Source organism: Nocardia cyriacigeorgica, assembly GCF_010868145.1.
Taxonomy (GTDB): domain Bacteria; phylum Actinomycetota; class Actinomycetes; order Mycobacteriales; family Mycobacteriaceae; genus Nocardia; species Nocardia cyriacigeorgica_D.
This window is the reverse complement of sequence record NZ_JAAGUY010000014.1, coordinates 63,784-75,013: the sequence shown is the minus strand read 5'-3', so window position 1 is coordinate 75,013 and position 11,230 is coordinate 63,784. Positions and strand designations below refer to the sequence as shown.

Genomic DNA, 11,230 nt, shown 5'->3' with positions numbered 1-11,230 from the left:
GGCAAATGCCCTGGTACAAGGGCCGATAACCGACAAGGTTCGAGCGACGCGAGACCCAAGGGGGCCGCGAACACGCGGCGCCGCAGGCGCCGCAATCAGACAGAGCCCGCAGGAGGCGCGCATCGAACACGGTAGTGTCAGCGGCGTGAGCAGTATCCAGGTCGCAGATCAGACGTTCGTCGCCGCCTCGGGCGCGGCGGTCGGTGAGGTACTCTCCGCGCCGGGAAAGTGGCGGCGCTGGTGGCCCGATCTAACCTTGGACGTGCGAGAAGACCGCGGCGACAAGGGAATCCGCTGGACCGTCGGCGGCGCGCTGACCGGCACCATGGAGGTGTGGCTCGAACCCTCGCTGGACGGGGTGATCCTGCACTACTTCCTGCACGCCGAGCCCACGCGCCCGATCGAGCCACGCCGGCTGGCCGAGGCCAACCGGGCGCGCCGCGTCGCGGGTAAGAAGATGTCGTTCGAGGTGAAGTCCCGGCTGGAGGCCGACCGCCCGGCCGGTGTCGCACCGTAGTTCACAGCCAGACGTTTCACCGCCAGCACAGTCTCCGGAAAGGAACCGTTCACAGTCATGGCCGACCGGACCCAGAGATCGATCGTCATCGCGGCCCCGTCGCAGCAGGTGATGTCCGTTATCGCCGATCTGGCGTCCTACCCTGAATGGGTGTCGTCGGCCAAATCGGTGGAGGTACTCGAATCCGGTCCGGACGGCCGTGCCCGTACCGCGCGCTTCGTGCTCGACGCCGGCGTCGTCAAGGACACCTACGTGCTCGCCTACAACTGGCGCCCGGACGGTAAGGCCGTCACCTGGACGCTGCTCAGCGGTGACCTGCAGAAAGCGCAGAACGGCAGCTACGAGCTCATCGATCAGGCCGACGGCGGCACCGAAGTGGTCTATGAGCTCACGGTGGATCTCAACATCCCGATGATCGGCATGTTCAAACGCAAAGCCGAGAAGGTGATCACCGATACGGCCCTGAAGGAGCTGAAGAAACGGGTCGAAGGCTGACCGCGCAGCGATCGTCCGGCGATACGCCTCGCACCCGTATCGAGCTGTTCATCGGAAAGGGCGGGGTCGGGAAGACGACGTTGGCGTGTGCGACCGCGATGTCCTACGCGCGGGCCGGTTCCCGGGTCCTGGTCGCCTCCCTCGATCAGGCCCATTCCCTGGGCGACGCGCTCGGTTTCCGGTTCTCGCACGATCCGGGCACCGTCGCCGGGATCGCCGCGGTGGTGCCCGGTCTCGAGGTGATCGAGATCGACTCTCTCGCCTTGCTCGAGGATCGGTTCCGCGAGGTTTCGCGGCTGCTGAACGCCGACACCGGCCACGATCACGGCATCGACCTCGGCGCGCTGGATCCGGCGGAACTCACCGGCCTTCCCGGCGTGCAGGAACTGCTGATGCTGGTGGAGATCACCGAGTACGCGAACGAGGACGACTGGGATGTGATCGTCGTCGACTGCCCGCCGTCGGCCGACATGCTGCGCATCGTCACCGCACCGGACACTCTGCTCGGCTACCTGGACCGGGTGTGGCCGCCACACGCGCGCGCAATGAGCGGTATCGGCACTGATCTGCGCCGGGTGGTGCTGGCGACGACCGTGCAGCGCATCGTCCGCGCCGTCACCGAGGTACGCGATCTGCTGGCCGACCATCAGCGCACCAGTGCACGGCTGATCACCGTCGCCGAACGGGTCGCGGTCGCCGAATCGGCCAGGGTGCGTTCGGCGGCCGCACTGCTTGGCCTGCGGCTGGACGCCGTGGTCGTGAACAAGGTGCTGCCCGCGGTTCCCGAACCGACCGGACCCGCTGACGCCGCCCATCCCGCGGTGCACTGGTATCAGAACCGGCGCGCCGAACAGCACGATGTGATTGCCGGGCTGCGGCGCGCCATGCCGGAGGTCCGGGTGCTGGTCGCGGCACATACCGGCCCGGAACCGGTCGGTGTCGGTTCGCTGGCGGCGCTGTCGTATGCGGTGGACGAGCAGGGTTCGGTCGCCGGACATGCGGACGGCGCGCGACGCGGCGGAGGCGCGGAACTCGACACGGACCCGGTCCTGGGCAACAATCCCGCGGAGGGCGGCGCACATTCCGGCGAACCGGTGGTTCGATGGGAGTCGGGCGCCGGGCTGCATTCGGTGTATGCGATGCGGATGCATTTGCCGGTCGCCGATCCGGCAACGCTGCGGCTGGGACGAGTGGAGGACGATTTGATCGTGGGAGCGGACGGGGTCAAGCGCCGGGTACGGTTGGCGCCGGTGTTGCGGCGGTGCACGGTCGCCGCCGCCGAACTCGACGACGGCTATCTCATCGTCCGTTTCCAGCCGGACCCGGAGGTGTGGCCGCTGTGACCGCCACCGCCGAACCCGACGGCCTCGCTGAATTCGCTGTCGAACTCAAACTGCTTGCCGAAGCCGTGCTCGAACGCGTCGAACCGGTGCTGCGCCGGGCAGCGGCGGACGGCACACCGGAATGGGACAACTGCAGCTGGTGCCCGGTCTGCGCGGCAGCCGCACTGGTCCGCGGCGAACAACACGATGTGCTCTCGGCAATCGCCGACCACGGCACCGCCATCGTCACGGTATTGCGGGAAGCGCTGGCGGGAGTGCCGGTCGAGCCGGTGATGCCGGAGGACGGTGCGGAACCCGGTGTGCGGCACCGTCATCACGGCGGACGGCCGGGTGAGGCGACCGGGCAGTCGAATTCGGGCACGGGCGCCGATCGGACGGATCAGGCACCGGGAGATGGCCCGAGCTCGGCGCCGCGCCAGGAGTTCGCCGAGACCTCAGATCCTGTCGAATCCTCCGATCTTCCCGGTGCTCCCACCGCCGATGCGGACAGCAGGCAGGCACGGACCGAGCGCGGCCGGAGCAGGCTCCGTCGCACCGGTGAGGGTCGCCGCCGCAGCTCACGGGACCGATCCGCCGCCGACGACGTCCGCGACGACATACACAGCCGCGGGGCATCCGCGGATGGTGCCGGAGACCCACCGGAATCCGGTGCAAGCACCACTCGCGCACGTTACGTCGGCATCCCCGTGACGATCAAGACATGATCGCAGCGGCGGCGGGTTCGCACCCACTGACCGTCGGAATCGACGTCGGCGGCACGAATATCCGTGCCTCTGTCGTCGATGGTGTAGGCGACGTGCTCGACACCGTGCAGGCGCCGACCCCACATTCGGCGCGCGCCCTCGACGACGCCATCGACCGCGCCGTGCGTGAACTGGCCGGCAGGCACACCATCGACGCGGTGGGCCTCGCGGTGGCCGGTTTCGTCAACGAAGACCACACCACCGTCCGCTTCGCCCCGCATCTGCCGTGGCAGGACGCGCCCGTCGCCCAGCGGCTCACCGACCGACTCGGCCTACCGGTGCTACTGGAACACGACGCCAACGCCGCCATGTGGGCCGAGTACCGATTCGGCGCGGCCGCGGGCGGACACAACGTAGTGCTCGTCGCCATCGGCACCGGGATCGGGGCCGCCCTGCTGATCGACGGCAAGCTCTATCGCGGCACCCACGGCATCGCACCCGAACTCGGCCACCTCCAGGTGGTGCCGGACGGCCGCGCCTGCGCCTGCGGTAAACGTGGCTGCTGGGAGCGCTATTGCAGCGGAACGGCGCTCGCCGATACCGCGATCGAGCTGCTCGCCACAGATCAGGCGCCGTCGATGCTGGCCAGAGAGGTTTTCCGGGATCCTGGCTCGCTCACCGGCCGCCGCGTCGCCGGCGCGGCACAGGACGGCGACCCGCTCGCCCTGCGCGCGATGTCCGATTTCGCCCGCTGGCTCGGCCTCGGCCTGGCCTTCGTCGCCGATATCTTCGACCCCGATCTGGTCGTCATCGCGGGCGGCGTGAGCAGTTCGGCCCCGCTGTTCCTCGACGACGCCCGCGAAGAGTACGCCGCCGCGCTGACCGGGCGCGGTCATCGCCCGCTCGCCCGCATCCGGACCACTCAGCTCGGTGAGGCAGCGGGCATGATCGGCGTCGCGGAGATGGCTCGGGCGGCGCTGGCCTCACCCGGTAGCGACATCTCCTCGGTCGCGCACACCACTCGCTGAGGACGCGTTCGCCCGCTTCGGTCAGCGCAGGCAACCTCGACGGCGCGCCATTGTCACCGACGTCTGTCCCAACCGCGCATCCATCGCCGTACGAGGCCGACAGCACGGGATTGGCAAACCCCTGGCAATCGTGACCGTTACGGTCACGCACCCTTGCGAACTCGGCGCGGTCCCCGAATCTCGGGACCGTAGCCTGCGCAACGGTCCGGTGACACCACCCGAGTGTGGTGAGATTCGCCTCTGCGGTTGGATGTGATCTGCGTCCAGCGGTAAAGTCGGCAACCGAGAGGTGCCCGCCTACGATCCCGCTCCCGGGGGTAAGGACGTCATGTTCTACTGGCTGCTGAAGTACGTGCTTATCGGCCCACTCATCCACATCTACAACCGGCCGACGGTCGAAGGTGTGGAACACATTCCCGCCGACGGCGCCGCCATCATGGCGGGTAACCACCTCTCGTTCGCGGACTGGCTCTTCGCTCCCCTACTGAGCCCCCGGCGGATCAACTATCTGGCCAAGGCCGAATACTTCAACACTCCCGGATTCAAAGGGCGGCTGCAGAAGTTCTTCTTCAGCGGCACCGGCCAGTACCCGATCGACCGCAGCGGCGCCAATGCCGCCGAAGACGCGCTCAATGCCGCCCGCAAACTCATCGATCAGGGCCGCCTCGTCGGCCTCTACCCCGAGGGCACCCGCTCCCCTGACGGCCGCCTCTACAAGGGCAAGACCGGTATGGCCCGCCTGGCGCTGGAAACCGGCGTCCCCGTCATCCCCGTCGCGGTCATCGGCACCGATGAGGTCAGCCCGCCCGGACCGTTCCGCTGGCGCCGCCGCAAGGTGACCCTCAAGTTCGGCGCCCCCATCGACTTCTCCCGCTACGAAGGCATGGGCGGCAACCGCTTCGTCGAGCGCGCCGTCACCGATGAGGTCATGTACGAGCTCATGCGGCTCACCGGCCAGGAATACGTCGATGTCTACGCCGCGAGCCTCAAGAAGGGCGTTCCCTCCGGCTCCGCGCCCGAGGCCACCCGTATCCCCGAATCCGCCGCGAGCTGAAGCGCTGATCTCCACGGAGACGCGCTACATCCAACGGCCGCGCGCCCGGTCCCGGACACAGCGGGTGACGAGTCCCCACCTCATCGATCGCACGAAAATAGCGGCTACCGTACGGTTTTCGGACACATGACCTCGGTCACAGCGCAACCGATCGGTAAGGATGCGACAAGCCTCGAATGGCAGAGTCGCGGGCATGTTCAAGAAGTTGCTTGCGTCGGTCGGGGTGGGTGCGGCCGAAGTGGAGACCGAATTGTTCGGTACCGGGGCACAACCCGGCGGGGTGGTACAGGGCATGGTGCGGTTGCGGGGTGGGCAGACGCGGCAACGCGTATCGCGGGTCGGCGTGGAGCTGGTCACCCGCGTGGAGGTGGAGTACGGGGACGGCGAAGCGATCGGTGAAGCGTCCTTCGCGCAGCTCCCACTGCACGGCGGCTTCGAGGTGGGTCCCGGTGCGCTGCTGGAATTCCCGTTCGCGTTGCGCGTGCCGATGGAAACACCGATCACCTTCTACAACGGCCGATACCTACCCGGCGCGGCCATTGCCGTGCGCACTGTCGTCGATCTCGACGGTGGCGTGGACGCCACCGACACCGACCCGATCGGCGTCGGCGCGCTCCCGGCGCAGCAGGCCGTGCTCGACGCCATCCTGCGCTGGGGTTTCGCACTGCGCAGCACCGACGTGGAATCGGGTCGCATCGTGGGCACGGCCCAGCAGCTGCCGTTCTATCAGGAAATCGAATTCGGGCCCTCCCCGCGCTTCCCGCGCATCAACCAGCTCGAACTCACCTTTCTGGCCTCCGACAACGGCATGAACGTCGTGCTCGAGGCCGATAAACGCGGCAGCATGCTCGCCGCGGGACGCGACGCCATCGGCACGATGTGGATCGACTACGCGACCGTCGCCCAGGTCGACTGGACCGCCGCGATCGGTCAGCGACTTGGCACCCTCGAATCTCGCTGAGCGTCACCGCGCGCCGGGGAAGCCGTTGACCCACCCGACGAACCACGTTCACATTGCGTTGAGTTCGCTGCGCCATGGTCGACGCCATGGTTGTGTTTCGCCCCGTCGACGGCTTCTCCCGGCGCGCCCTGCTGCGCACCTCCGCGCTCGGTCTGGTGGCGGCGCCCGCGCTCGCAGCGTGCTCCGATGGTTTTGGGCCGGTGCTGGTCCGGCCGCGGCCTGCCCTCACCCATGGCGTCGCGGTCGGCGACCCGCGCAGTGACGGCGCACTGATCTGGGCTCGGTCGGATCGACCGGCGACGTTGATCGTGGAAACCGCCGCCACCGAATCGTTCACCGACGCCAAGCGATTCACCGGGCCACTGCTCACCCCGGATTCCGACGGCACCGGCCGCGTCCGCCTCTCCGGCCTGCCCGCGGGACAACAGGTGCACTATCGGGTCACGTTGACGGGCGAGGACGGCGTCACCTCCGAACCACTCGCCGGCGTCTTCCGCACCGCGCCACTGGCACCGGCCGATATCCGGCTGCACTGGTCCGGTGACGTCGCAGGCCAGGGCTACGGCATCAACCCCGACATCGGTGGCATGAAGATCTTCTCCACCATGGCCGCCCGTGACCCGCACCTGTTCCTGCACTCCGGCGACGTCGTCTACGCCGACGGCCCGCTGAAAGACACCGTGACGCTGCCCGACGGCCGGACATGGAAGAACATCGTCACCGAGGCAAAGAGCACTGTCGCCGAGACCCTCGACCAATACCGCGGCCAGTACGCCTACAACCTGACCGACGAGAATGTGCGCCGCTTCAATGCCTCGGTCGCACAACTGGTCCAGTGGGACGACCACGAAACCACCAACAACTGGTCGCCGGGCGGCACCGTCGCCGCGGACAAGGGCTACACCGAGCGCGATATGGACACCCTCGCCACCCGCGCCTGGCAGGCCTTCCACGAATGGAATCCGCTGGACCCGGCCGAGGCCGCCGACGGCAAGCTCTACCGCAAGATCGCCTACGGCCCTCTGCTGGATGTGTTCGTGCTCGATATGCGCACCTACAAAGACGCCAACGGCGCCAACACCTCCCCCGACGGGCGCATCTTCGGCCAGGAACAGACCCGCTGGCTCATCGATGGGCTGCGCGGCTCCACCGCCACCTGGAAGATCGTCGCGAACGATCTGCCGCTCGGTCTGGTCGTCCCGGACGGCAAGACGGCGTTCGAGGGCCCCGCCAACGGTGATCCAGGCGCGCCATCCGGACGAGAATCCGAGATCGCCAACGTGCTGTCGGCGATCAAGGCCCATCGGGTGCAGGGCGTGGTCTGGCTGACCGCCGATGTCCACTACTCCGCGGCCCACCACTACTCCCCCGAACGCGCGGCGTTCACCGACTTCGACGAGTTCTGGGAATTCGTCTCCGGACCACTCAACGCAGGCGCCTTCGGACCCAATACCCTCGACCCGACCTTCGGACCGGACGCGGTGTTCGTGCACGCCCCACCGGAGCCCAATACCTCCCCGCTCGACGGCGCCTACCAGCATTTCGGTGAGGTAGTGATCGACGGCCGGTCAAGGGAACTGACGGTCAATTTATGCGATGCGAGCGGATCGGTGCTGTTCAGCCGACGGCTCGCCGCTCCGGGTCGATGAAGGCGGAGGATCGGGCGCGCGAGAGCGGGCGCGCTGTGGTTAGCTTGCGTGCCATGAGCACGCCGCAGTCTGTCGCCGCCGAAGAACATCTCCCTCGTGACACCGCGGATGTCGTTCGCACCGTGCGCGATTCGCGCGAGCGTGCCGAACCGCTGACCATTTGCGGTGGTGAGCTGGCCGACGACGGCATTTCGGTGCCCGATCAGCGCGCCGTGGTGTCGATGCGGCGGATGAATTCGGTGCTCGATATCAACCTCGGACGCGGCACGGTCCGCGTGCAGGCCGGTGCCAGGTTGTCCGACATCGACCGACGTCTTGGCGCCCACGGGCTTGGCCTTCCGATCGTTGGCGATCACCGAGATATCACCGCGGGCGGGTTCGCCTCCGTCGGCGGGGTGAGCACCGCTTCGCACAAGTACGGCATGTTCATCGACCGGATCGTCGATCTCGAGTACGTCGATCCGGACGGCCGGATCGGTACCTGCGGGCGCGACCATCACACCGAGCGCTTCCACCGCATTCTCGGCGCGGGTGGCCGTGCGGGGATCATCACGGCGCTGACCTTGGATACCGTCGAGGTGGACAAGGACCACAGCTGGCTCAGCACCAACGCCCACCGGTTCTTGGATTTCGATTCGTTCGTCGAATACGCGCACGGGCAGGTCAGCCGGCCCGGTGAGGCCGTGCTGCAGGTGGGACGCTGGGTCGATACCGCGCCGCTGAAGGTGTCGCGGCCGGTCGGCACCGGCCATGTGCAGCTGGGCACGGTGCGGTTCGGCCAGTGGTCGAGCCTCTACCCCACCGCGCCGACCCGTTCGCTGCGCGCGCGTCGCGAGGTCGGTTCGCGGGCCCGCAAATCGCTGGGCGTGATCGCCTCGGCCGCGGGCGGACGCGCGGGTATGCCGGTGCGCAACGCGGCCGCGGGCGCGGTCATGCTCACCCCGAAGGTACTGACCCTGCGCGACGCCGAATACCTCGCCGACACCGTCATCAGCTCCTCCGAACGCGGCCCCGCCTACCGGGTCGGCGTGTTCGCGCCGCTGTCGAGCTACACCTCGGTGTTCTACCGCCTGCACGATCTGTTCGCCGGCCACCGCGAACGCACCGGCTGCTTCACCGTCATCTCCGCCATGACCTACGGTGTGCGCTCGAAGTTCCTGCGCGACGAATCCGCCACCCGCGGCCTGTCCACCGAAGACCACGGCCTGATCACCTTCACCTGCCGCCTCCGCCCCTCCGCCCTCCCCTCGGAGCAACTGCGCGACATCGTCACCACCATCGACGAAATCTGCCGCTCCGAACACGCCCTCCGCTACGAATCCGCCGACTGACCCGCGCCGCCCCACGTTGCCGGTTCCACCGATGACGAGCACTGTGCTGTTCGATCCTGACCCGTGCGGGTGTGCGACAGCCATGTCCGAGGCGCCGGAACAGATAGGCGCTTGACGGGCGCCAGCAGAATCCCCGACAGCTCAGCAGCATCCCCGGAAACAGCGAACGCCCCACCGGTAAGAACCGGTGGGGCGTTCGCTGTGAGGGTGTGTCAGTGCTTCTCGGGACCCATGTGGTACTCGAACACCAGCCCGCCGGCCGCGACCAGAACCAGCACGACGCCGATGCCGATCAGCCAGAACTGGAAGAAGGCCAGGCCGAGGGCGGTGACCGAACCGGCCGCCGCGAGGGTGATGGGCCAGAAGCTGCCGGGCGAGAAGAAGCCCAGGTCACCGGCACCGTCGACGATCTCGGCGTCCTCGTAGTCCTCCGGGCGCAGGTCGAGGCGCCGGGCGACGAAGCGGAAGTAGGTGCCGATGATCAGCGACAGACCCGCGGTCAGCACGATGGCGGTGGTGCCCGCCCATTCGACGCCGGTGCGCGACTGTGCCGTGAAGAAGCCGTAGACGATACCGACGATGACGAAGAACACCGTCAGCAGTTCGAAAATCCGCGCTTCGATCTTCATGTCAGATCAGTCCTCAGTTGCTCTCGGCCGCGCTCTTGACGGTGCGGTCGGTGTTGAACGGCCGGGTGGAGGTGGCCACCGGCGATTCACCGATGGACTCGAGCGCCTGGGCGTTGGTCATGCCCTTGTCGCGCGCTTCGATGTAGGCCTGGAACTTCTCCGGCGAGACGGCGCGGACCTCGAAGTTCATCATCGAGTGGTAGGTACCGCACATCTCGGCGCAGCGGCCGACGAACGCGCCTTCCTTCTCGATCTCGGTGATCTGGAAGACGTTGTCGGAGTGGTTTTCCTTCGGGTTCGGCATCACGTCGCGCTTGAACAGGAACTCAGGCACCCAGAAGGCGTGGATGACGTCCGCGGCGGCGAGCTGGAACTCGATGGTCTTACCGGTCGGCAGGACCAGCACCGGAATCTCGTTGCTGGAGCCGATGGTCTCGATCTTGTCGTAGTGCAGGTAGGACAGGATGTCGTTTTCCGGCTTACCGTGCACCGGGCCCGGCTGCGGGTGGCCGTGCTCGGGGTCGATGCGCTCTTCGTAGGCCTTCAGCTGCTCTTCGTTGAGGCCTTCACGCTCGGTGTCGATGCCGTCGTAGGTGAAGCCGTTCTTCAGGTCGATATCGCGGTAACCGAACTTCCAGTTCCACTGGAAGGCGGTCACGTCCACGACGACGTCGGGGTTGTCGACCTTCTCGTGCACGTAGTTCTGCACGACGACGGTGAAGTAGAACAGCACCGCGATGATGACGAACGGCGCCGCCGTGTACGACAGCTCCAGCGGCACGTTGTAGCCGGTCTGGCGCGGGAACTCCGGCGAGTCCTTCTTCTTGCGGTGGAAGGCGATGGTCCAGAAGGTCAGACCCCACACCAGCACACCCATCACCAGTGCGGCGATGACCGACCAGGTCCACAGTTCACGCATGCGGGTGGCCTGCGGCGTGATGCCCGACGGCCAGCCGAACCGCAGCCAGACATTGTCGATCGAGCAGCCCGAGACGAGCATCGCGGTGATCCCCAAGGACACCGCCAGCCCCGCCCGCCGAAGGATACGGCCCTGCCGACCCCGGGCGGGTCGTGCCCCGATCTCGTCGCTCGCCTTGTGCGCCACGCTCACGCCTTCCTGGTCGCCACACATTCCGACACCGCACCGTCCGCTTGGGACGGCACGTCAACAGCTTGCCGGGTTATCACCGCGGAGACCGGCGCTTTCGCGCACGGAGCACCACGGGACGGCCCGAGTACTACGCAGCGTAGACCAAACCTGGTCTTGGTTCTGCGTCGGGTCGGCTTCGACACTCCGTGCGGCGACAGGCTTCCGCGCCCATCTGCCCATCTGCCCAGCAAGCAGCCATTCGCATTGCGGACACCCTGTCACGGTTCACAGGCTCCCCGATGGTCGACGCGCGTTCGCCGTCCGGAGTCCCACCAGCGCGATGCGCTCCGGATTCCCGCGCGGATTCGGCTGATTCTCGCCGTCGGCGCCGTTGCGATCCGGTGCCCGCGCCGCCCTGAAGGACGCGATCAGCCGCCGAGTGGGGCATAC

At 67.5% G+C, this 11,230-nt stretch carries 11 protein-coding genes; 9 read left to right on the top strand and 2 right to left on the bottom strand.

The window, feature by feature from the left end:
• Positions 1–145: 145 nt before the first annotated feature.
• The 9 genes from GV792_RS17615 to GV792_RS17575 all read left to right on the top strand — a co-directional run bounded on the left by GV792_RS17615 (position 146) and on the right by GV792_RS17575 (position 9,061).
• On the top strand, positions 146–517 hold the full coding sequence (locus GV792_RS17615) for a polyketide cyclase / dehydrase and lipid transport (protein ID WP_163825218.1): 372 nt from the start codon (positions 146–148) through the stop codon (positions 515–517).
• Positions 518–574: 57 nt separating this feature from the next.
• Positions 575–1,012, top strand: coding sequence for an SRPBCC family protein (locus GV792_RS17610; protein WP_163825217.1), 438 nt, complete (start codon positions 575–577; stop codon positions 1,010–1,012).
• Between the two features lie 44 nt (positions 1,013–1,056).
• Complete coding sequence (locus GV792_RS17605) at positions 1,057–2,355, top strand: ArsA family ATPase (protein ID WP_163825286.1); 1,299 nt, start codon at positions 1,057–1,059, stop codon at positions 2,353–2,355.
• Positions 2,352–3,059, top strand: coding sequence for a hypothetical protein (locus tag GV792_RS29655; RefSeq protein ID WP_256671668.1), 708 nt, complete (start codon positions 2,352–2,354; stop codon positions 3,057–3,059). The genes GV792_RS17605 and GV792_RS29655 overlap by 4 nt, the downstream gene beginning before the upstream one ends.
• Positions 3,056–4,066: an ROK family protein gene (locus GV792_RS17595; RefSeq protein ID WP_163825216.1), complete on the top strand. Its 1,011-nt coding sequence runs from the start codon at positions 3,056–3,058 to the stop codon at positions 4,064–4,066. The genes GV792_RS29655 and GV792_RS17595 overlap by 4 nt, the downstream gene beginning before the upstream one ends.
• Before the next feature lie 328 nt (positions 4,067–4,394).
• Positions 4,395–5,120, top strand: coding sequence for a lysophospholipid acyltransferase family protein (locus GV792_RS17590; protein ID WP_163825285.1), 726 nt, complete (start codon positions 4,395–4,397; stop codon positions 5,118–5,120).
• Between the two features lie 193 nt (positions 5,121–5,313).
• Positions 5,314–6,081 carry a sporulation protein gene (locus GV792_RS17585; RefSeq protein WP_163825215.1) on the top strand — a complete coding sequence of 256 codons (768 nt, stop codon included), beginning with the start codon at positions 5,314–5,316 and terminating at the stop codon, positions 6,079–6,081.
• An 86-nt stretch (positions 6,082–6,167) separates the two neighbouring features.
• Positions 6,168–7,730 carry an alkaline phosphatase D family protein gene (locus GV792_RS17580; RefSeq protein WP_163825214.1) on the top strand — a complete coding sequence of 521 codons (1,563 nt, stop codon included), beginning with the start codon at positions 6,168–6,170 and terminating at the stop codon, positions 7,728–7,730.
• A gap of 53 nt (positions 7,731–7,783) precedes the next feature.
• Entirely contained in the window at positions 7,784–9,061 is a 1,278-nt protein-coding gene (locus GV792_RS17575; RefSeq protein WP_163825213.1) for an FAD-binding oxidoreductase, read from the top strand.
• A 212-nt stretch (positions 9,062–9,273) separates the two neighbouring features.
• On the opposite strand, the gene GV792_RS17570 is transcribed toward GV792_RS17575, so the two are convergent.
• Together GV792_RS17570 and ctaC are read right to left on the bottom strand one after the other, a co-directional pair.
• Positions 9,274–9,690 carry a cytochrome c oxidase subunit 4 gene (locus GV792_RS17570; protein WP_163825212.1) on the bottom strand — a complete coding sequence of 139 codons (417 nt, stop codon included), beginning with the start codon at positions 9,688–9,690 and terminating at the stop codon, positions 9,274–9,276.
• A gap of 13 nt (positions 9,691–9,703) precedes the next feature.
• Complete coding sequence (gene ctaC / locus GV792_RS17565; protein ID WP_163825211.1) at positions 9,704–10,795, bottom strand: aa3-type cytochrome oxidase subunit II; 1,092 nt, start codon at positions 10,793–10,795, stop codon at positions 9,704–9,706.
• Between the last annotated feature and the right edge of the window lie 435 nt (positions 10,796–11,230).

What these genes read in the sequence shown, in the direction of transcription:
- GV792_RS17595 (WP_163825216.1), top strand. Translation starts at nt 3,056, where the DNA reads ATGATCGCAGCGGCGGCGGGTTCGCACCCACTGACCGTCGGAATCGAC.
- GV792_RS17570 (WP_163825212.1), bottom strand. Translation starts at nt 9,690, where the DNA reads ATGAAGATCGAAGCGCGGATTTTCGAACTGCTGACGGTGTTCTTCGTC.
- GV792_RS17575 (WP_163825213.1), top strand. Translation starts at nt 7,784, where the DNA reads ATGAGCACGCCGCAGTCTGTCGCCGCCGAAGAACATCTCCCTCGTGAC.
- GV792_RS17580 (WP_163825214.1), top strand. Translation starts at nt 6,168, where the DNA reads ATGGTTGTGTTTCGCCCCGTCGACGGCTTCTCCCGGCGCGCCCTGCTG.
- GV792_RS17610 (WP_163825217.1), top strand. Translation starts at nt 575, where the DNA reads ATGGCCGACCGGACCCAGAGATCGATCGTCATCGCGGCCCCGTCGCAG.
- GV792_RS17585 (WP_163825215.1), top strand. Translation starts at nt 5,314, where the DNA reads ATGTTCAAGAAGTTGCTTGCGTCGGTCGGGGTGGGTGCGGCCGAAGTG.
- GV792_RS17590 (WP_163825285.1), top strand. Translation starts at nt 4,395, where the DNA reads ATGTTCTACTGGCTGCTGAAGTACGTGCTTATCGGCCCACTCATCCAC.